General features: G+C 42.1%; 28 protein-coding genes, 1 tRNA gene and 1 riboswitch. Of the genes, 25 read left to right on the top strand and 4 right to left on the bottom strand.

Annotation, left to right across the window (positions count from 1 at the left end; all coding sequences use genetic code 11):
* The first annotated feature begins 6 nt into the window (after window positions 1–6).
* Window positions 7–495, top strand: a complete 489-nt coding sequence (locus ACXQIQ_RS06760; RefSeq protein ID WP_439299528.1) for a GNAT family N-acetyltransferase — start codon at window positions 7–9, stop codon at window positions 493–495.
* Window positions 496–544: 49 nt separating this feature from the next.
* Here the strand turns inward: ACXQIQ_RS06760 and ACXQIQ_RS06755 are convergent, their stop codons facing one another.
* Complete coding sequence (locus ACXQIQ_RS06755) at window positions 545–1,306, bottom strand: MerR family transcriptional regulator (protein WP_439299529.1); 762 nt, start codon at window positions 1,304–1,306, stop codon at window positions 545–547.
* 128 nt (window positions 1,307–1,434) lie between these two features.
* Between ACXQIQ_RS06755 and ACXQIQ_RS06750 the strand changes: the two genes are divergently transcribed.
* From ACXQIQ_RS06750 to ACXQIQ_RS06715, 8 genes are all read left to right on the top strand, one after another.
* Window positions 1,435–1,941 (top strand): hypothetical protein, encoded by a 507-nt coding sequence (locus ACXQIQ_RS06750; RefSeq protein WP_439299530.1) that lies wholly within the window; start codon window positions 1,435–1,437, stop codon window positions 1,939–1,941.
* Between the two features lie 14 nt (window positions 1,942–1,955).
* Window positions 1,956–2,156, top strand: a complete 201-nt coding sequence (locus tag ACXQIQ_RS06745) for a hypothetical protein (protein ID WP_439299531.1) — start codon at window positions 1,956–1,958, stop codon at window positions 2,154–2,156.
* Window positions 2,157–2,172: 16 nt separating this feature from the next.
* Complete coding sequence (locus ACXQIQ_RS06740; protein WP_439299532.1) at window positions 2,173–2,619, top strand: NUDIX hydrolase; 447 nt, start codon at window positions 2,173–2,175, stop codon at window positions 2,617–2,619.
* Window positions 2,619–3,476, top strand: coding sequence for a CPBP family intramembrane glutamic endopeptidase (locus ACXQIQ_RS06735; protein ID WP_439299533.1), 858 nt, complete (start codon window positions 2,619–2,621; stop codon window positions 3,474–3,476). Before ACXQIQ_RS06740 ends, ACXQIQ_RS06735 begins: the two co-directional genes overlap by 1 nt.
* Before the next feature lie 139 nt (window positions 3,477–3,615).
* Window positions 3,616–4,041 carry a hypothetical protein gene (locus ACXQIQ_RS06730; RefSeq protein ID WP_439299534.1) on the top strand — a complete coding sequence of 142 codons (426 nt, stop codon included), beginning with the start codon at window positions 3,616–3,618 and terminating at the stop codon, window positions 4,039–4,041.
* 16 nt (window positions 4,042–4,057) lie between these two features.
* Window positions 4,058–4,600 (top strand): GNAT family N-acetyltransferase, encoded by a 543-nt coding sequence (locus ACXQIQ_RS06725; RefSeq protein ID WP_439299535.1) that lies wholly within the window; start codon window positions 4,058–4,060, stop codon window positions 4,598–4,600.
* Between the two features lie 190 nt (window positions 4,601–4,790).
* Window positions 4,791–5,363 (top strand): competence protein ComK, encoded by a 573-nt coding sequence (locus tag ACXQIQ_RS06720; protein ID WP_439299536.1) that lies wholly within the window; start codon window positions 4,791–4,793, stop codon window positions 5,361–5,363.
* Window positions 5,364–5,675: 312 nt separating this feature from the next.
* On the top strand, window positions 5,676–5,936 hold the full coding sequence (locus ACXQIQ_RS06715; protein ID WP_439299537.1) for a VVA0879 family protein: 261 nt from the start codon (window positions 5,676–5,678) through the stop codon (window positions 5,934–5,936).
* Window positions 5,937–5,976: 40 nt separating this feature from the next.
* Here the strand turns inward: ACXQIQ_RS06715 and ACXQIQ_RS06710 are convergent, their stop codons facing one another.
* Entirely contained in the window at window positions 5,977–7,212 is a 1,236-nt protein-coding gene (locus tag ACXQIQ_RS06710; protein ID WP_439299538.1) for an aminopeptidase, read from the bottom strand.
* A gap of 190 nt (window positions 7,213–7,402) precedes the next feature.
* Between ACXQIQ_RS06710 and ACXQIQ_RS06705 the strand changes: the two genes are divergently transcribed.
* The 4 genes from ACXQIQ_RS06705 to ACXQIQ_RS06690 all read left to right on the top strand — a co-directional run bounded on the left by ACXQIQ_RS06705 (window position 7,403) and on the right by ACXQIQ_RS06690 (window position 9,509).
* The gene (locus tag ACXQIQ_RS06705; protein WP_439299539.1) at window positions 7,403–7,921 is read left to right on the top strand and encodes a hypothetical protein; all 519 of its coding nucleotides are present in this window, start codon (window positions 7,403–7,405) and stop codon (window positions 7,919–7,921) included.
* A 9-nt stretch (window positions 7,922–7,930) separates the two neighbouring features.
* On the top strand, window positions 7,931–8,356 hold the full coding sequence (locus tag ACXQIQ_RS06700; protein WP_439299540.1) for a hypothetical protein: 426 nt from the start codon (window positions 7,931–7,933) through the stop codon (window positions 8,354–8,356).
* Between the two features lie 96 nt (window positions 8,357–8,452).
* Window positions 8,453–9,178 carry a class I SAM-dependent DNA methyltransferase gene (locus tag ACXQIQ_RS06695; protein ID WP_439299541.1) on the top strand — a complete coding sequence of 242 codons (726 nt, stop codon included), beginning with the start codon at window positions 8,453–8,455 and terminating at the stop codon, window positions 9,176–9,178.
* A 16-nt stretch (window positions 9,179–9,194) separates the two neighbouring features.
* Window positions 9,195–9,509, top strand: coding sequence for a hypothetical protein (locus ACXQIQ_RS06690; protein WP_439299542.1), 315 nt, complete (start codon window positions 9,195–9,197; stop codon window positions 9,507–9,509).
* A gap of 14 nt (window positions 9,510–9,523) precedes the next feature.
* On the opposite strand, the gene ACXQIQ_RS06685 is transcribed toward ACXQIQ_RS06690, so the two are convergent.
* The gene (locus ACXQIQ_RS06685) at window positions 9,524–10,036 is read right to left on the bottom strand and encodes a DUF1572 family protein (RefSeq protein ID WP_439299543.1); all 513 of its coding nucleotides are present in this window, start codon (window positions 10,034–10,036) and stop codon (window positions 9,524–9,526) included.
* Window positions 10,037–10,194: 158 nt separating this feature from the next.
* Here ACXQIQ_RS06685 and ACXQIQ_RS06680 point away from each other — a divergent pair, with 158 nt between their 5' ends.
* Window positions 10,195–11,061 (top strand): STAS domain-containing protein, encoded by an 867-nt coding sequence (locus tag ACXQIQ_RS06680; protein WP_439299544.1) that lies wholly within the window; start codon window positions 10,195–10,197, stop codon window positions 11,059–11,061.
* Window positions 11,058–11,414 (top strand): hypothetical protein, encoded by a 357-nt coding sequence (locus ACXQIQ_RS06675; RefSeq protein ID WP_439299545.1) that lies wholly within the window; start codon window positions 11,058–11,060, stop codon window positions 11,412–11,414. Before ACXQIQ_RS06680 ends, ACXQIQ_RS06675 begins: the two co-directional genes overlap by 4 nt.
* On the opposite strand, the gene ACXQIQ_RS06670 is transcribed toward ACXQIQ_RS06675, so the two are convergent.
* Window positions 11,415–11,675, bottom strand: coding sequence for a DUF6154 family protein (locus ACXQIQ_RS06670; RefSeq protein WP_439299546.1), 261 nt, complete (start codon window positions 11,673–11,675; stop codon window positions 11,415–11,417).
* A 128-nt stretch (window positions 11,676–11,803) separates the two neighbouring features.
* On the opposite strand from ACXQIQ_RS06670, the gene ACXQIQ_RS06665 reads away from it, so the two are divergent.
* The 10 genes from ACXQIQ_RS06665 to ACXQIQ_RS06620 all read left to right on the top strand — a co-directional run bounded on the left by ACXQIQ_RS06665 (window position 11,804) and on the right by ACXQIQ_RS06620 (window position 20,235).
* Window positions 11,804–11,878, top strand: a tRNA-Gln gene (locus tag ACXQIQ_RS06665).
* Window positions 11,879–12,041: 163 nt separating this feature from the next.
* A complete protein-coding gene (locus ACXQIQ_RS06660) occupies window positions 12,042–13,151 on the top strand; it encodes an oxidoreductase (RefSeq protein ID WP_439299547.1) in 1,110 nt (369 codons plus the stop codon).
* A gap of 167 nt (window positions 13,152–13,318) precedes the next feature.
* Window positions 13,319–13,915, top strand: a complete 597-nt coding sequence (locus ACXQIQ_RS06655; RefSeq protein WP_439299548.1) for a hypothetical protein — start codon at window positions 13,319–13,321, stop codon at window positions 13,913–13,915.
* A gap of 80 nt (window positions 13,916–13,995) precedes the next feature.
* Window positions 13,996–14,098: riboswitch (glycine riboswitch) on the top strand.
* A 144-nt stretch (window positions 14,099–14,242) separates the two neighbouring features.
* On the top strand, window positions 14,243–14,740 hold the full coding sequence (locus ACXQIQ_RS06650; RefSeq protein WP_439299549.1) for a serine dehydratase beta chain: 498 nt from the start codon (window positions 14,243–14,245) through the stop codon (window positions 14,738–14,740).
* 17 nt (window positions 14,741–14,757) lie between these two features.
* A complete protein-coding gene (gene sdaAA, locus ACXQIQ_RS06645) occupies window positions 14,758–15,732 on the top strand; it encodes an L-serine ammonia-lyase, iron-sulfur-dependent, subunit alpha (protein ID WP_439299550.1) in 975 nt (324 codons plus the stop codon).
* Window positions 15,668–15,973, top strand: coding sequence for an iron-sulfur cluster biosynthesis family protein (locus ACXQIQ_RS06640; RefSeq protein WP_439299551.1), 306 nt, complete (start codon window positions 15,668–15,670; stop codon window positions 15,971–15,973). The genes sdaAA and ACXQIQ_RS06640 overlap by 65 nt, the downstream gene beginning before the upstream one ends.
* Window positions 15,974–16,115: 142 nt before the next feature.
* Window positions 16,116–17,066, top strand: coding sequence for an ABC transporter permease subunit (locus ACXQIQ_RS06635; protein WP_439299552.1), 951 nt, complete (start codon window positions 16,116–16,118; stop codon window positions 17,064–17,066).
* Window positions 17,063–18,106, top strand: coding sequence for a hypothetical protein (locus ACXQIQ_RS06630; RefSeq protein ID WP_439299553.1), 1,044 nt, complete (start codon window positions 17,063–17,065; stop codon window positions 18,104–18,106). Before ACXQIQ_RS06635 ends, ACXQIQ_RS06630 begins: the two co-directional genes overlap by 4 nt.
* Window positions 18,107–18,229: 123 nt before the next feature.
* Window positions 18,230–19,180 (top strand): ABC transporter permease subunit, encoded by a 951-nt coding sequence (locus ACXQIQ_RS06625; RefSeq protein WP_439299554.1) that lies wholly within the window; start codon window positions 18,230–18,232, stop codon window positions 19,178–19,180.
* Window positions 19,177–20,235: an ABC transporter permease gene (locus tag ACXQIQ_RS06620; protein WP_439299555.1), complete on the top strand. Its 1,059-nt coding sequence runs from the start codon at window positions 19,177–19,179 to the stop codon at window positions 20,233–20,235. The genes ACXQIQ_RS06625 and ACXQIQ_RS06620 overlap by 4 nt, the downstream gene beginning before the upstream one ends.
* Window positions 20,236–20,245 lie beyond the last annotated feature (10 nt).

Genomic DNA, 20,245 nt, shown 5'->3' with positions numbered 1-20,245 from the left:
TCGCACATGCTGAAATCGGTAAAGAATGTTCAGTTGATTTCGTACAGTCCCATATATGACAAGGCTTTATTTTCCTTTTATCTTCCTGACGAACAACTACGATTCACGGCTTATCCTGAGGAAATGATTCGGTTGGCAAAGGAGGACGCTACCCGTCATCCTGTCATCATCCTTTCAGAGGATTACCCTGTCGGATTTTTCGTATTACAAGCAGGAGAGCGTGTGGAGCAGTATACGGATGAAAAGAACGGATTATTGCTGATTGCTTTTTCTATTGATACGAATCATCAAGGAAAAGGTTATGCAAAGAGAGGACTGAAACTTCTGCCGGATTATGTCCGAACGAACTTTCCTGAAGTAAGGGAAGTCGTTTTAGCCGTAAATGAGAAAAACATTGCCGCGCAAAAGCTCTATCAGTCTTGTGGCTTTGTGGATCATGGTAAACGGAAGATGGGAAAAATCGGTCCACAACAATTATTAACGCTAGAAATATAAAAGGAGAGCTGCCTACCACCTGAATAGGTGAGAGGCAGCTCTTGTAGGTTTAACTTTCTTGTTGATCACAATAAATGTGCATCGCTTCCCTCATGAAAGCGGCTAATCCAGGTTTGAATTTGTCGATGTTCTTCGTGAAGCGCTCATCGTTCACGTATAAATCACCGAGTCCTCTGAAGATTTCAAGCGTGCAGTCATAATAATGGTCTGTAATATGCTGTCTCCAGTCGGATACCGCTTGTTGGACTTCAGGGTCAGAAGGTCCAGCATGCATCCGATCGGCAATCTTTCTGTAAATGTCATTATTTTCTTGTTGGATCCGTACCCAATCTTCCTTCGTGTATTTGGCTGTTCTTTTTTCTGCCGTCTCCACGATCTCTTTTCCATATTTCTGTTTCGCTTCATCGGAATATTTCTTCTGATGTTCTTCAATTTCCTTCATATCAAAGCCTTTGAACATATCCTCTTCGTTCATTTTCGTTCCTCCTTCAATTGAGTGGATCGTCTGGTCGACCGTGCTGAGCATCTCTTCGATCCGTTTCTTTTTCTCCAGTAAAATTTCCTTGTGAGCATGTAACGCATGCATCCGGTCAAAATCAGGCCTGTCGAGTATTTCCTTGATTTTTGTAAGTGGGAAACCGATCTCCTTGAAAAACAAGATTTGCTGAAGTCGCTCGAGGTTTCGATCTGTATAAAGTCGATACCCGGCCGGGGTAATGGATTCTGGCTGCAACAATTCAATCTGGTCATAGTAGTGGAGTGTGCGCACACTGACGCCAACGATGTTCGAAACATCTTTCACTTTATACATCTCAATCACCTCAAGATTAATCGTAAGCTATGACGTAACGTAAGGGTCAATTGCTTTTTTTGAAATAATGTGAAAAATAGGCACCTGCTGACCGATATAAAAGTCGTACGCCAAAAAAAGAGAGTTGTATGATGAAGCTTCTGAAATCTATGTTGATTCTACTTTCTATTATTTTCATTCTCTATTTAGTGTACCATCATGTTATAATGGTCACTCCTGTTCAAGAAGTGAAAGATATCATGCTGAATTTAGAAAACAGTGAAGAAATCACGACCGATCAGCGTAATCAATTGAAGGAGTTAATTCAGGGGCCGAAATTTTATGGTTTCCCTGTATTCAAAATCACGACTGAAACTGAACATTTTTTGGAGCCGCACATCCAACAATTGATCATCTATCAAGAAAGTATGTCAAATATCCATCCTCATGTTAAGATGGTATTTGTCTCGTTTGAAATCGTACGATATGACCCATCTGCCGCTAAAAAAGACAACTACATCCATGAAGGGAATTACACTGGAAAAGCTGTTTTTCATTTAGTCGAGGATGGATTCAATGCGTGGAAAATAACCGATGTGAGAACAACCGATTTCAAAAAATCGGACGATGGGCATTGGTCAGGCACGTACAAATAGAGAGGTTTTAACTTTTGAAAAAACTATTCTGTCAATATGGGCACTGGGTTCTGTTCATCGTACTTGGTGTCATTGTTATTTCGAATTTCTTCTATTATAAACCGTACAACACTGCCGATATCGTTGCATTAGCCTTTGGTCTAATGGGCCTTATCGGAGTCTTGTATTTGGCGATCGTTACAGAGAAAAAGAAGAGGAACAAGAAAAACGATTAGCACGTGGGGGTAAGGTATGGATCGATTCATTGTAAATGTCGAGGGTGCAATTTACAAAAATGGGCGCTGGTTGATCATTAAGCGCAGTGAAAAGGAAGAGCATGCTGGGGGGCTGCTCTCCTTGGTCGGTGGAAAAGTCGAACCGGAAGGCAATCTATCCGACATCTTGGAAAGGACGGTCCAAAGTGAAGTCCTTGAAGAAGTTGGTATTCATGTGAAAAGTGAAATGACATACGTACATAGTACTTCCTTTACGGTAGGTGACGATATCCATGTCGTCGATATCGTCTTCTTATGTGAGCATGAAAGTGGCGAAGCCTACGCGAAGAGTAAAGATGAAGTGGATGGCGTCTGGTGGATGACTTACGAAGAAATAGCCGCTGACCCGAGAGCACCAGAGTATCTCGTAGAAAGCCTGAGGAGGGCAGAAGAAGTCCTTCAGGAGAAAGCAGAGGCCCGCTGATGAATCCTGCGTACCGTGGTGTGAAATTCCGCTATCTGATTCTTTGGATGATCTTGACCGGAGTTGTTCTTTTCGGTGGGGGCTTCTTCTATGTCATGAAGAATGGACCATCAGCACTTACGAGTGTGATCCTGTTCAGTCAATTTGCGATATACGCGGTTCAGCTTCTATGGCTGAAACGGGCTTATCGGAAAAATGATCTTCAATTGAAATCTGTGTTCCAGCCGATCCGGAAGTCCGATGGGCTAGTGAAGAAATTGGGGTTTACCCTGTTTCATTTGACGTTTTCCCTTTCCATCGCGGTATTTTTGTTTTATCTTTTTTCTTTGATCGTACCGGATTTTCTTTTTGATATTTTAGAGGATAATATGTCCACAAGCTCATTCATGGCATCGACGACAATTCCTTCGTTCCTGCTCGTCGTACTGGTTGCTCCTATCGTGGAGGAATTGGTCTTCAGAGCGACGTTGCTGCAGAAGCTTCGGGTGAGGTTCGGTACTGTTGCCGGAATTCTGATTTCATCTGCGATCTTCAGTTTGATCCATATGAACAGCGGTATGATCGGTCATTTTACCATGGGTGTATTTTTGAGTATCTTTTACTTGAAAACACAGAACATCTGGGTTCCGATTCTCTGTCATGCCTTGAATAACTTGATCGCCTTCTCCTCCGCTACGGTAGATGGAGGAAGTGAATTGGATTTCTCACAAGCGGTTGCTGAGATCCAAATGGTCGGTCCTTATGTCGGCATCTATGCTTTCATTTGTTTGGGGCTACTTATATGGATCGCTGTAAAAATGATCAAAGGATTACGTGAAACTGAACATGTGCTTAAAAGTGATGAAAAAGCTGTGTGAGAACACAGCTTTTTTTATGTGAGCGTGGTTGGAAATTGGGATTTCTGTAGATTTCAGCTACTCATAGCTGACCTAATTAGAGGAATTTCGTGTCATGAATCGAAAGTAATGGGGGTGGGTAAAAAGGAGGGGTTAAAGCTTGAAGGAATTCGACACATTCCTTGAAGAATACATAACTGGATGGAGAAATTGCTCTCTGGAGGTCATCGAACTGAGCACCTGGAAAGATTTTCAGGCAAGAGAAGTCCGAGAAATTGATGGTGAATTTCTTGTTCAGGATTACGGGTATGCGGAGTCCATAAAAGGATGGAAAAAAGCATTCGAGGCCTTTCAAGATAAAGAAGTTAAATGGGACTTTCATGAGGTGAATAGGATGCCGCTTCGGCGAGGTGAAATGCTCATATCTTTCTGGGTGACATTAGAACTTGATGGTATTAAGGTCCAATCTGCACATTTTTTCACTGATACTTTCAAACAAATGAACGGTGATTGGAAATTAATCAGAAGCTACATTGAAGCAAGTGTCCCTATTTCATCCGTTCCAAAAGAACCAATCCAATCTTAAGAAAAGAGGCGGAGCCATGCTGTTCAGAGGAGAACAAGTTTGTTTAAGGAAAATGACACTGGGGGATGCAGAGCATTATCATCGCTGGCAGAATGATATGGAAATTGCGCCGTTGGTGAATCCATTCATCGAACTACAATCCCTCGAAGAGGTCGAAAAGAATCTCCAAAGTTTGTTAGGGGCGGACAACCGGAGAAATTACATCATTGAACATTTAGAGGATCGAAAGCCGGTCGGCTATCTTGGATTGTTCAACATCAATCACTACCATAAAAATGTAGAATGCTATATTGCACTATGCGAAGCGGAGTATAGAGGAAAAGGCATCGGTTATGAAGCCATGGAGCTGATGATGGAATACGTTTTCGCGGAAATGAACATGCATAGATTGTCCTTGCGGGTGTTTGCAGACAACGAACGCGCAATCCAAATGTATAAAAAACTGGGATTCATTCAGGAAGGCCGTCTGAGGGAGGCACGTTTCCACAACGGGAAGTGGCAAGATTCATACATAATGAGTGTTTTACAAGCAGATTATCAACCACATAAGGCTCAATGAAGGAACATGTATTCAGCATGTTTCTTTCTTTTTCACTCTAATAATATTAAATATATTAAATTTTAACAAAAAATTTAAATAATCATACATTTTAATTCCATTATATGGTACTATAGGTCTAATCAACAGGGAGGAGGGATGGATGAGCACCTTAGACCTTCAAAAAAAGTTCAATTCGAGGGGGATATGAATGGAGAAGGTTGAAAAACATGAGTATTTGATCAATGGAGAAACGATGGTCATCTTACCGCATTATAATGAGCATGGTCATCTATACTCACTGGTATCGGAGCTTGGTCAGGATTTGGTCGTTGCACAGAAACCGATGGAAATCATCAACAACAGTTGTCTCTATTACGGATCGAGTTATCAAGGAAGGGTGGAAGGAGCCTCACATTTGACGAAATATAATCGGATGGTTCCGATTGTCGTTTGCAACCGATCAGGCATCTATTTCTTTCCGACTCAATCTCCTAAGAGTGAAGCCTGTATATGGTTTGCACACGAGTATATAAAAGAAATCCTTTCTGTTACTGCTGAGAGCAGCTCAGTCGTACTGCGCAACAAGACGACAGTCCCAGTCCAAATCAGCCGAGCCGCAATGGAATCCAAAGTCAACCGGGCAGCACAATACAGACATCTGATGAGTCTCCAGCAGAGGGAAATGGAACGTCCATTATCAGAAATGATGAATTTAGAGCAAGCATTCATCATGGAAACAACAGGTGCTTATTCATTCAATGAACACAATCCTCACGTTTAAAGGAACGGATCATGATAAGACAACAGCATACATAAACGAGAGGTCGAGGGAAAAATGGGGAGAGAAGGTAGACAGCTACGGTTCGAGTAGCTGTCTATTTTCACTGAAGAAAGTTTAAATACTTTCTTCAGTATATGTGCAAATATGCCTTCGCCAAAAGTCTAGGCTTATCAAGTTTTCTTTACACTTCTTCCCTGTAATCAAATCCACATGATTCATTAAAACAAGTTTAATAATGTTCTTCTATGATTTAGGGTGACGATAAGGTTTTTGAATAAGATCACAATGAGTAGAGGATGGTGTATCCTTACGATGCTGAAATATTCGTTGTATGAATGGGAAATGCATGGCCTTGTGCTGTTCGGAAAAGAAAAGCGGAAATGGTACTTTCAATGTCCGAATTGCTTTCACATCCAGTCCGTCCAAGAATTCTTGAAAGAAGGTTATCCTCCGGATCTCGCCTACTCTTATTGTAGAACCTGCCATTACAAAGCGAAGCAAGGGACCTTCGGCAAAGGGAAAATCGTCCAAGTCAATCAAAATCATAATCTCGAAGTCTTCGATTTTGCATGAAAAAGAGGCTAGCCCAAGGGTTAGCCTCTTTCATAGTTATTTAGATAGCCCAGTTGCCATCTTTGAAGAGTTGCACTTTCTCACCGTCTTGCGTTTCCGCGACGATATCAAGGTCAGCAGACCCGATCATGAAGTCGGTGTGTCCACGACTTTGGTTGACACCGATCTCTTCTAGTTCTTCCTTCTTCAAATGACCGACATCCTTCACGGACATCGTAATGGACGTTCCGATTGCAAGGTGACAAGCTGCATTTTCATCATAAAGTGTGTTGTTGAAAATGATGCCGGAATTCGAGATTGGAGAATCGTATGGTACCAATGCGACTTCCCCAAGGAATTTCATACCTTCATCAATGTTCAACAGCTGTTCCAGCGTCTCATAACCTTTTTCAGCTGAGAAATCTACAACTTTACCATCTTCAAACGTCAGGCTGAAGTTATCAATGAGATTCCCCATTGCAGATAGAGGTTTCTTGCTCGCTACTGTTCCGTTGACGCCATTTTTATGTGGGGTCGTGAATACTTCTTCAGTTGGGAGATTCGGAATATAAGATGTTCCAAATGTAGACGTGTGACCACCGCCGATCCAGAGGTGATCCGGGTGTAAATCGATGCGAAGGTCTGTACCTTCAGATGTGTAATGCAACGATTTAAAACGTTTTTCATTCAAGTAGTCGACCTTTTCCGTCAACGTCTTACCATGCTCTTCCCATGCAGCGACCGGATCTTCCTGGTCAATCCGTACCGTGTGGAAAATCGCATCCCATAGTGCTTCGATCGCTTCTTCTTCACTTCTTTCTGGGAATACACTTTTCGCCCAACCAGCTGTTGGTACACCAGCAATCGCCCAATGCATGTCACCGTTCAATTGAGCTTTAGAGAACGCTTGAAGCTTTTCTCCTTTGTCCTTTTGCACCCACATGAGACGCTCAGGTGTAACACCAGCATAGGCGTTTGGATCATCACCTGTAATGTTCAACATCGCATCGTTGTGTTCAGACAAGCTGTTGAACTTGTCGATATCCCATGGTTGCAGGTTATCTTTCACCGTCTCTTCAGGTGCATTTTCCAAATGGATGCGAGTCGTAGCTGTATCGACCCAGTTCACCATGACACGCTTACATCCATTCTCATAAGCGTACTTGGTTACCTTACGAGTGAAATCCTTGGCTTCGATCGGAGAAAGGATCAACAAGCGTTGTCCTTCTTGAATATTCAGTCCGACCTTGACTACCAATTGTGCATATTGATCTAACTTTTCTTCAAATGTTTTCATATGTATAACCCTCCTCTAGGCAAATTTTATCATAGTTTCTGGAAAGGTGTTAGGAATGAGCAATTGTATTTAGAATTATCCAAATTATGACACAGGTATGATAGAATGATTTTGGTAGGCGTATTAGGAAAATTATGGTGGTGAGGTTTTGAAGAAAAGGCTTGTGTCAGGTTTTTTAGGTGTTATTTTAATGGTGTTGAGCGTTGGTTGTTCTGACAAAATGGTTGAGAGTAGCACGTTTTTCGAGATTAAGAAGACGGAAGAAATTCAGGTTAGTGTTCTGGATCGGCCGACTGTCAGGACGAAAGAAGATGCTCAGATCCAGTCTGTAATTGAACTCATTAACGATAAACAATTAATGAAAGCTTCAACAGAGGAAATGAAAAAGATCCATATGCTCAGGAATAAACCTGAATATGAATCGATTGATTTGATGGTTGAAACGACGGAGGAAGTACCAAGTACAACATTGCTTGTATTGAATGACGGACGACTAGTTCTAACTGAAATAGAAGATGGATTAGGAAGGGACTTTTATCAATTAAAAGAACCTTCAATTGAACTGTATAATGAATTGTTGGCTTTATTTGAGCAGGATATTGAAGGAAAGGAAGCGAACCCACACGTCCTTGAACTTTTAGAAAATGATCAGGATCAGGAAGTGGAAGTCGAGGTAGATGTCATTCGATCTTCCGAAAAGACTCAGTAGGTGAATAGGATGGACACATATAAATCTAGCATCTCTCCTTACTTCATGCTCGTATTTGTTCCTCTCTATACGTTCGTTTTACAGACTTACGGCTGGTATTATCTCCTGGCAGTATTTCTGCTTACATATCTCGTTAGCTCTTTTAATTTTATTATTCAAATATATGAGCAAAACTTAAAGTTCGAGGTACTCATCTTTAAATATGCCATCTATAAAAAAACGATCAAACCTGAGCAAATCAGAAAAATTACATTCAAAAGAACGAGTTGGACGAGGAAAAGTGCGGTCATTCATATTCGACAGGGAAAGAATATCCGATTGATTGACTTTGAACCTAAAACGTACTGTGCTAAACTGGAACAGTTTGCAATTGCACATCAGATTGAGATCCAAAAGACAAAGGATTTTCAGTTGCTGGAACGACACTATTCTTAGATTTGATTTTTAAGTAGCTTGGCTTAGCCAAGCTTTTTTATGGGAACTTTTGGCTACAACAGTCGTAAATAAGGTTAGATAGGGAGCTGAATATGGATGAACGGATCTACTTTTTATGAAAATGAACAATTTTTCAACCAGTTCCAAAAGCGGAGGAATCGTTCGGAAAGTCCGAACAATGTTCTTGAAGGACCTGCAATCAATGATTTAATTGGCAGTCCAAAAGGAGATCGGATTCTCGATCTCGGCTGCGGAGACGGTTTGTTTGGAAAAGAGTTACTTGAAAGAGGCGCAGTGCACTATCACGGAATTGATGGATCGGAACGGATGGTTGAACTAGCAAGAAAGGGTTTCGAGGATACACGAGTAGAATTCCAATGCCGCTCTTTAGAAGGATTGAAACTTCAACAAAACCATTATGACCTGGTTGTGTCCCGGCTCGTTTTTCATTACCTGAAAGACGTACAGCCTGTGTTTGAAAAGGTGTTTCATAGCTTAACCCATGGAGGTCGTTTCGTTTTCAGTGTGCAGCACCCTGTCATAACAGCTTCAATGAAGAGCGCAAGCGGTGGGAAACGTGAAAACTGGATCGTAGATGATTATTTCAAAATAGGGGAGCGCACAGAACCATGGATGGATCAGATGGTGACAAAATACCATAGGACGACGGAGCAATACATAACCGAAATATTGCAAGCAGGCTTTCAATTGGAAGGCTTGAAAGAAGGAACGCCGGATGAACGGTTCTTCAGCCAAACAGAAGAATATGAACGTAGAAGTAGGATTCCTGTAGTCCTCATCTTATCTGCCCGGAAACCTTGATTGGAGGAGATTAGCGGTGGCTTTTGAATTGTTCTTCCTATTATTAGAAGCTTTTGGAGAATTCCTTTTCTGGTTCATGCCAGAAAAGAGCAAACTTCAACGGAACATCGACCGTTTGAAAAAGGAGCAATGGTTCAGCCGATTGTATGGAAATGATTTTGATGCATTGATGGAAAAGGACCAGAAGCTGAAAAAATTCTTGAAAAAGCGGAGAAACGTCAGACTCCTCTTGAAGAACGAATACGAAAGGGAGCACTTCATTCGCGACATCGAAACCTCCATTAACGTACCAGGCACCGAAACAGAACCGTTGAAACGCAACAGTTTCTGATTGGTGCCTGGCACCTACTTGTATTCTTCGGATTTTCCTCTTGGAATGCTTAGTGTGTTCCATTCTTTGTTTTTGGCGAGTTTACCGATATAGATGATCTGACCAACGTGTGCTGCGTAATGGGTGACTTGGCGCTGCAATGCTTTAATGACGGTATGCGGTTCGCTTCGTATGTAGACCGTCTTCAACAAGTCCGCTTCCGTCAAGGAATTGAGCGTATTGAATAAGACACCCCAGCCTTCTTCCCAAACCTCTAGCATATGTTCCTGCGTTTCCATATCATCAATGAATTCGTTATCTCGATAACGGTCCGGTTTTTCACCATCTGTAGTAAGGAAGTCGGTCCATCTCGACTTCATATTGCCACTCATATGTTTAATCAAGATTGCAATACTGTTCGATTCTTCATTCGGTGTCCAAGCAAGCTCCTCGGTACTGAGTTGATCGAAAACCCTTTCTGCTTGCTTTTTCAGCCCTCTGTAGTTCTCTCTGATCTCTTCAAGATAGACCTTCTCTAGTTCTGACATATTTACACCTCATTTTTGTAGTCTCCTTTCAGTCATTCGAAGTTACTTAGGAAAAACCCTTTTAATTCGCCGTGAACGATTTTAGAATGTAGGAAGGGATTATGAATATAGTAACGAAGTAGTTAGTCGAAATATAGTAGAAAAGAAGGGGAAATAAAATGCCGAATCATATTCAAGACAAACGCAAAGTGGAAAAACTATCTGAACAATTAATTGAACATAAACTGAAAATCGCTGATGATATTGTATCTTTACGCATGAACAACATGGATACAGAAAATGAGTTCTTTTCCGAGGAATCGCTGAAGGAAAGAGCGGTCGAAATGATCACTCTCATCGCTGAACACCTGCCTAATGATAGAGAAGATGAATACGAAGAAATCATCCGATGGGGATCTGAAAAGGGGAAGAAAGCAGTGGTATTGGATGCTCCGATATCTGAAGCTTTGAGAAATACACCCTATTATCGGCAAGTCCTCTGGGCTTACATTGCTGATTTTGCACAAACTGAAGCGCTGACGAATGATCAGATCATTCAGATTGCGAACCGATTGGATCCAATCCTCGATCAAGCGGTCTATGGTTACAGCAAAAGTTATGTAGAATACAACATTGAAGTAGCCCTTCGTTATCAGGACACGCTACTTGAACTTTCTGTACCCGTCGTTCCACTATTTGATGGAATAGCTGTTTTGCCGATCATAGGAGATATTGATACGAATCGGGCGAAGCATATTCAAGAACGTGCAATTGAGCGTTGCGAGGAATTGAAGCTTGATCGAATCATCATCGATCTTTCTGGTGTGAGTGTAGTAGATACGATGGTTGCACAGCATCTCTTCCAACTGGTCAAAACCCTACGCTTGCTCGGTGTGAAAACGGCCATTACAGGCATCCGATCAGCAGTAGCGATTACAGCCGTCAATCTGGGAATCGAGTTGAACGACTTGAATATCTATACGACACTGCAGCTTGCTCTAGAAGCATTAGGATATGGGAAAGTGAAAGAGGAAACCATTATTTGATCCATATGAAAAAGTATATCAATTGGGAGCTCGTCGTCCTGTTGCTCCTGCTTCAGTGGTTGATCAAACCGATCGGGGTGGATCTAAGCGAATATATATTGGAGCGCATTTTTTTAGGGATATTCTTTTTCATACAGTTGATCATAACCTGGCAAAAAGTCATTTTGACTAGAAGGATTTATTGGTTGATGGCAGGGGTTTTCGGATTGACCGGATTCATGTTGGCACTCAACTTATATATGGAGGGACATGATGGAGTTTCCTCAGCGTTCCTCGGTTTATTGTTACCTTGGTTTATCGAACATAAGAAAAAGATAAACGAAGGTACAAACGAGATGAACGAATCAGTATGATTATTGCAAATAATCGTCGGTGTAATCTTGTCCTAGCGTTACTCTACCTATTCCTTCTTCCGCCAGCTTTTTCTGCAGTTGTTCCAATACATAGAGCGTCACCATTTCAGCGAGATCTTCATGTGCCAACTCATCGAGATGGTCGAAGATCTCTTCTTTACTTTTTGAATCCAGGATGCCGAACACAATCGGGTAGATGTCCTCTTCATCGGCTGAGAAGTGGAATTTGAACGTGTCATATATTTCGTCGACCAATTTCATTGTGCAATCACCTCCGTGTTAATTTACCCACGTACAAATGCCCTCATACGTGTAGAGATTTTCAAAGAAATTTTGTATAATGGGAGTATAAAATCGAACGATAACTTCATACTAGAAAATGTGGTCGTTGGGCTATAGCCAAGCGGTAAGGCAACGGACTTTGACTCCGTCATGCGTTGGTTCGAATCCAGCTAGCCCAGCCATACATAACATGAAAACACTCCAGAGTTTGGAGTGTTTTTTTATATGCATAATAAGGGTAACCTAACCTCGTTGAAGCGTAACATTTGGACCTATTATGAATCCTTGATATCATCATGGTAACTTTAAAATGTAAAATAACTAACAAAAAGAAAGAGGGATACAATGTCAAACGAACTTTTTCAAGAAGGTAAATTAGGAAATGTTTCCGTGAAAAACCGATACATCGTCGCCCCAATGACACGGGTAAGTGCTGATGAAGATGGTCAGGCTAACGACCGAATGAAGGCCTATTACGAGCGTTATGCTGAAGGCGGATTCGGTACCGTGATCTCTGAAGGGCTTTATCTGGATGAGTCGTACAGCCAGGGATACTACAATCAACCCGGACTTGCGAATGAAAAACAGATGCATGCCTGGAAGCCGATTGTAGAAACGGTTCAAGCACATGGTGCGAAAATGATTGCCCAGCTCATGCATGCTGGCGGGCAAGCTCAAGGCAACCGTTATACAGATGAAACGATAGCACCATCGGCTATTGCTCCAAAAGGAGAACAGCTTCCGTTTTATGGAGGTTCTGGCCCATTCCAAACGCCTAAGGAAATAACAGGAGAACAAATCAATGATGTGAAGAAAGCTTTCGTAGATGCTGCTAAGTACGCGAAGGAAGCTGGATTTGACGGGGTAGAAATCCATGGTGCCAATGGTTACCTACTCGATCAGTTCTTGACCGATTATTTGAACCATCGTGATGACCAATATGGCGGTTCTCTTGAGGCACGTCTTCAACTGACGCTAGAAGTCATTGAAGAAGTGAGAAAGGCGGTCGGGAACGATTACATGGTTGGAATCCGGATCTCTCAAGGAAAAGTAGCCGATCAAGGTTACAAGTGGCCGAACGGAGAGGAAGATGCAGAATACATTTTCCGTACACTTGGAAAAACGACCCTTGATTACATTCACGTGACCGACGGAGATGCAACTGAATCCAGTTTTGGTGAGGGCACGAAAACGTTGGCTGCTGCAGCGAAAGAATTCGGTGGTCTTCCGACAATCGCAAACGGTGGTCTTGGTGAACCAGAGAAAGCTGAATCTCTGTTGGAAAAAGGGGAATCCGACTTTGTGAGCCTTGGTACAAGTGCTCTCGCAAACCCGGATTTGCCAAACCGTGTAACAAAAGATGCTGAACTGAAAGAATTCAATGCGAAAGAGATCTTGATGCCTCAAGCAGAAATCAAGGATGTTGAATTAGAAGCAGAAGTGATTAGCGAATAGTAATGAATATTTGAACAGACCTGTTGTGATTCACAACAGGTCTGTTTTTTCTACATATGAAGATTCATTAGTAAAAACGTACTCATTCTATACAGATACAAAGGATTCTCGGGGTCAGGACAGAAGTAGGTCATATGGAAGATTTGTACAAAACAAGGGGGATTTTGATGGGAAAGTGGACTCACGCAGTCGTTTTTATGAGCGTCATTGGATTTGTATTGTTCTTTGTGCCCGGAAATGATTTTCCTCCTGATACACTGGATGCCTCGCTTTTACAAGAGGTGGAGGCTGAAGGTGATCTGACTGAAGAGATGAAAAAGTCGATACCGACATCCTATGAAGCAAATTCTACAGAAACAGCTCTAAAAGCATTGCCTTATCGGGTAACACTTCCCGAAAGCTTGCCATTTGAAGCAGAGCCTTTCCAGGTCCTTGATATCAAAGATTGGAATGATAAAGACGGGAAAGATATCCGGATTGAATTGAGAACCGTTTCAAAAGAAGATGAAGGCTGGATCATGATTGAGGCGGATGATTATGAAAATGGCCGTTACAAACTAGGGATTACTGAAACTGTAGAACTGGTCGACGGTGTGAAAGCGGAGTTTAAAACCAATCAGTCTCTGGAATCGAGCATGCTTCATTGGTCAGTAGAAGGTGTGCATTTTGCAATCAACTACAAGTATGAAGGCGAACCTTACGAGAAAGACCGTCATATCGAAGTTTTGAAAGACTTAGCCAATCAAATGTTGAAAGGTATGTAAGCGGTTACGGTTTGTGAAGAAAACTTTTGACAAATGTGCCTGAAATCCGACATAATGAAAGAAGAAATGTATATGCGCGAATGAAGGTCGTGGGAGAGTCGGGCGCAGGAAGCCGACACCGAAGGAGCAAGCTTCAAAAAACCATGAAGCAAATCTCTCAGGTAAATGAACTACGATCTGACGCATCTCTGGAGAGAGCGAAAGCCACCAAAGGGGTACGAATGAAACTCTCAGGTAAAAAGGACAGAGCGGGTGAAATCACCTTCTTTGTCCTTTTTATGTGTTTTTTTATATATACTCGTTCTCTAAATTAAAGGAGGCGTTACGATGGGTTATAACAGTTGTTTCGATATAATCGGACCGATCATGGTCGGTCCGTCCAGTTCACATACAGCCGGTGCAGTTTGGATCGGTAGAGCGGCATACGAATTGTTAGGCTGCGTACCGGAGGAAGTTGAGATCCAGCTCTTCGATTCGTTTGCAGAAACGTATCAGGGGCATGGTACGGATAAAGCTTTACTAGGTGGATTGCTTGGCTATGATACCGAAGATGAACGGATTAAACACGCTTATGAACTGGCTGAGGAAGCCAATCTCACTTACGAATTTACTTTTGAAGAGAACTGCAGCGAGTTTGAGCATCCGAACGTAGCGATTCTCCGTGTCAAAACGGGGTCACGTACACTTGAAATCGGGGGAGCTTCCGTCGGTGGAGGACTGTCCCAAATTTTTAGAATCAACAATGATAAAGTGGACTTTTCTATAAGTACACATGATGATTTACAACGGATTGTGCAATCGATGACTGAACAAGTTGGTCGATAATTGTGGAGGTGAACCGTATGGATATTCAATCTACTGTTGATTTGCTCGATTATTGTGAGCGAGAAAATAAAACGATCGCTGAAGCAATGATTGATCAGGAACACATCAAATCGGGAAGATCGAAAGAACAGATCTTCGAGATGATGAAAGAGCGCCTTCTGAAGATGGAGAATGCCGTAGAACAGGGACTTCATGACGCATCAGAAGCACCAAGCGGCATTTCAGGTGGCGATGCGGTGAAAATGAAAGCCTATATCGAAGCGGGAGATGTCCTTTCCGGTTCAATCATCAGTGATGCGATGGCATGCTCGATGGCAACATCAGAAGGCAACGCACGGATGGGCGTCATTGTCGCGACACCAACTGCTGGAGCAGCTGGGATTTTACCAGGGGTATTGTTCTCACTGAAGAAAAATACAAACCTTGATAACGATGATCTCGTAATGGGACTATTCACTGCAAGTATGCTCGGATATATTATTGCGAACCGTTCCTTCATTTCAGGTGCAGCAGGAGGTTGTCAGGCGGAAGTCGGTTCAGCGACTGCAATGGCAGCCGGAACCATCGTTGAATTGAAGGGTGGATCCCCACGTCAAGCCGTCCATTCTACAGCTATGGCGATGAAATCCCTGCTCGGTCTCGTTTGTGACCCGGTAGCAGGTCTTGTTGAAGTGCCATGTATCAAGCGAAATGTGATCGGTACATCCATTGCTTTCTCTTCCGCTGATATGGGTCTTGCAGGTGTTGAAAGCCGGATTCCATGTGACGAAGTGATTGATACGATGTATGATATAGGTAAAAACATGCCACGTGCTCTCAAAGAAACAGCACTCGGAGGGCTGGCTGTTACACCGACAGGTCAGAAAGTGAAAGAGCGTTTGTTCTCGAAGTCCAGTCTGGTCAAGAGACTCAGAGGAGGAGAAGAAGATGAATCTGACGATCACGGAAGAAGCGCTTCAACAGTTGAAACAGCTGACATTGGAAAAGGATAAGATTCTTCGCATCGATGCAGAAATGCAGGGTGGATGCGGAACGATGATGAAATTCAAGCTCATTGAGGATGACTCCAGAAAAGGAGATATTGTCATCCATTCGGATGGAATGGACTTTCATATCGACTTGTTTACAAAACGAAATTTAGATGAGGAACTGACATTGGATTACGATTCGGAGACAGGCTTCATTTTTGAATCCGAATGGGGCCCGATGGGGCTTGAATGTCACCTTGCTTAAAAACAACTGCCGATTATGGCAGTTGTTTTTTTGTGGAGATTTTTTTAATAAACTATACAAAATTCCATTATTTACATAATATTCAAACTAATGTAACATGTAGAATATGTCGATTAATCATACATATTAGGGGTTGGGGATAATGAAAAAGTTTGGAGTTCTAAGTGTTGAATTTATCCTTACCATTGTCGGAATCGTTCTCTTAGGTAAGTTGCCCTTCTTGTTCTTTGACATGAAGGGATTCACAGGGGTTCAGAAATTGCTGGATAATGGAACGCTGAATGATGCGTCGTATCTAGGTTATGGGTTCGAATGGAACTGGTCTCGTTACATGTCAGAAGTGATGCGGACAGGCTATGAGCTTTCTCATCTTACTTCATTGGACTATTATTACCTCGGTAAATTTTATCCTGTCTTTCCGACAATGTGGGAGTATTTCCTTTACTCTATGCAAATTTTCAGTGCAGCAATCGTCCTTTCCATTTGCATTGCCGGATTAGTAACCTATCTAATCATGCTTTCTCCAAATCAAACGGTTCGCAAGATTGGTCAAGGAACTGCATCTTTGTTTCAAGCGATACCGGATGTTCTGCTGATCATCGGTTTACAAGTTGCTTTCATTTTTTTATTTAAAAAGACCGGAGTGTTGATTTTCAATGTTCACTCTTCATTTGGTGACGAAGCATACGCCCTCCCAATCATCTGTCTATCAATATTACCTTCTGTATTCTTGATCAAAACAATGTCCTTGAAATATGAAGATGAGCTGGAAAAAAGGTATGTGGAAACTGCGCTGGCGAAAGGTGTGAAGCGGAGCTCAATATTGGTATTACATGTATTGAGAAACACCCTAGTGAGCTTCTTCCACAATTATAAAGTCCTGTTCTGGTTCATGTTATCTAATTTGTTGATGCTTGAAATACTGTTCAGTATGGATGGGTTCATCCAATTCTTATGGAGGGCTGGTACAATCAATCCTCATATCTTTACGATTGGGATCCTTATGATCTTCATCCCATTCTTTATCATCTTTGTTCTTAGCGGATTGTTGATTTCTAGAATTGCAAATGATCAGGAGGGGGTGTTCGGATGATTGTCCGGTTATGGAAGAGTCCTTTTTTCATTTTCCCATTCATCTTGTTGGTTGCGCTTTTTAGTTTGAGTGTCTATTACGATTTACATATTAAAGAGACGGTACCAGAACCACAGGCTTACATGGATGCAAATGGGGATGGAAGATTACAAGCTGCTCCATACCCTCCTTCAGAGCGATTTCCGATGGGGACGGATAAAACCGGATTTCCCTTACACTACAAGATACTAGAAGGAGCGAAATACACGATCGGTTTAGCTTTTGTTATCACAAGTTTGAGAATGATCTTATCTTTATTTTTCGGATTGACTTTACGGAGGTTTCTCCTGAAAATTCAAATTGTCATCAAGGGTCTAACGAATTCGTTCAGTTTTGTTCCTCTATCATTGATTGCTTATTTCTTGTTGTCACCTGTTTTGGTCGTGTTCAGCTGGAGTTTTGAATCAAAGGTCCAATTGATCTTCTCAATATCGGTATTGACGTTGCTTGCTGTTCCGACGCTCACATTATTGATTTCCAGTGAAACAGACCAAATTATGAAGGAAGAATTTATTGATAATTCAAGGATTTTAGGCGGTAGCTATTTTCATGTGTTAAGCAAACATGTTAGACCATATTTGGTCCCTAGGCTCTTCATCATGTTCAATCAACAGATGATACAGGTCTTGCTTATTTTCGCTCACTTAGGTGTGCTCGGGATGTTCATAGGGGGGACTGATTTCGAAAATGTCGAAACGGAACCGATGGCAGGTAATGAGATGGCAGAAAAGTCGATTGTCACTCAAATTACTTCTTTATCCAGTGAATGGGGTGGATTAGTTGCAGGTGCCACAAAGTCTGGAATGCTTCTGAATACGTGGCAGCTCCTTTATCCAGGTATCGCTTTTGGATTGACGATTCTCGCATACATGCTCATGTTGGAAGGGGTTAAACGGTCGTTACTTCCGAAGAGAAAGCGGAAGAAGTATCCCAAACCATCTATTGTCCAGAGCAGCACATTATCTGAGGAGCATGATTTCAAAAAAGTTTCCAACCAATAAAGAGTGAAAGAATCAGAGCCCATCTGTGCTCTGATCTTTTTAATGAGGAGCTCTCTTACAACCATTTCCATTTTATGTCGTCCTTCTAATAGGAGGTTATTGTTTATTAGGGGGGGGTGTATTGTGCGTACGTTCGGAATACTTGTACTAGAATTTTTTCTTACCGTAATTGGCATCCTTTTGCTTGGGAAATTACCGTATCTACTGTTCGACATGGAATCACTTGTTGTCATCCAAAAAGCGATCGATACCGGGAAAATTAGAAATGCATTGTATTTGTCCTATGATATCGGCCTGTATTGGGAGCAGTACAAACAGGCTTTATTGGAAACTGGAAAGCAACTATCACAATTGAAACAATTGACGTATTACGACAATGGTTATGAGTTACCCGTTTTCCCGATGATGTGGGACCTGTACAAAGATTCGATGAAAATCCTAGGGGCTTCTTTCGGCCTATCTCTGATTGTATCGACGTTGTTGACCTACAGCATCATGTGGTTCATGAATGTCAAGGTGAGGAAGGTATTTGGCACGATTATAAACGGTGTCCAGATCATTCCGGATGTTTTCCTCATCTTGTTCTTTCAATTTCTAATCATCTACATCTATCGGAAAACGGATGTATTGCTGTTCGACATCCTATCCTTTAATGGAGATAATGCGTACTTATTGCCGATTATCTGTCTATCCATACTTCCGACAGTGTTTTTGACGAAGATCCTATTACATATCTTTGAGGAAGAGGCGGAAGCAAGATATGTCGAAACTGCGAAGTCGAAAGGCGTGAAGTGGAGCAGGATCCTGATCTTCCACATCTTCAGGAATACGGTTGCGAATTTGTTTTACAACGCAAAAACGCTCTTTTGGTTCTCATTGTCGGCTTTATTGATGCTCGAGATCCTTTTCAATATGAATGGGTTCACAACTTTCATATGGGAGCACGGAATCATCACGCCTGAAGTTTTCATCATCGGTATGTTCATGCTCTTTTTTCCGTTTTTCTTTATATTTGTAATTGGCGGCCTGATCGTCTCCAAATATTCTCTCAATCAGAATGAGGTGTTTGTATGATGATCAAACGTATCTTCATGAATCCATTGTTTCTGATTGGATTCTTGTTCATTGTCGGATTACTGGGAGGAAGCTTTTATTTTGATTTGGTGATGAAAGACAACTTACCTGACAGAACGACCATCCTATACGATGAGGAAGGTCTGCCGAGGTATACCGCACCGTTTCCGCCGATGAAGGAATATCCCTTAGGGACGGACAAAAACGGCTACCAGGTCCTGTACAAAATTCTGGAAGGTGCGAAGTATACCATCTTGATCGCCTTCTTCATTACCGTATTGCGCATGGTGTTCTCTACCTTCTTCGGCATCGTCTTCCGGAGGGTCTTGTTGAAGGTGGAACGGATCATAAAAGGACTGATCAATTCCTTTCATTTTGCTCCGTTGTCCTTGATTGCCTACTTCGTGGTTGCTCCTGTGGCGTTGATTTTCAGTTGGAGCTTCAGTGCCGAAACAGAAATCATTTTTTCAATAGCAGTACTGACCTTGCTCGCAGTTCCGACCTTATCACTATTGATCATGAATGAGACCGACCAGATTCTCCAATACGAGTTCATCCGTAATGCAAAGATTCTTGGCGGAAGTCATCTGCATGTTATGAATAGGCACGTTGGACCATATCTGGGTCCGAAGTTATTCATCATTTTCAATCAGCAGATGATTCAAGTCTTGTTGTTGTTTGCCCATCTAGGTGTGTTGGGATTGTATATCGGGGGTCCTGAATTCAAATCGACGATTAAAGAGCCGACCTATATGAATGAGGTGATGGAGGGGAAGGAGCCTGAAGTCATCCAGACGATCACCTCCATGTCCAACGAGTGGGGTGGACTGATAGCGATTGCCCGTAAGGAATTTCTCATGTATCCTTGGCAGATCTATTTCCCAGCCCTCGCTTTCGCTTTGACGATTCTCGCTTTCACCCTCATGTTGGAAGGGATGAAAAGAGCGGCTAATATCCAAGTGGAACGTACTCGTCAGACAGAGAATTCTACGGAATCACCTGATAGGATAAAAGAGGAAGACTTCAGACAAATTAGAGATGAAAAAATTTCGTAGTAAAGAGGGA

This window comes from Pseudalkalibacillus sp. Hm43, assembly GCF_054170705.1.
This window is presented reverse-complemented; position numbering and strand designations above follow the sequence as displayed.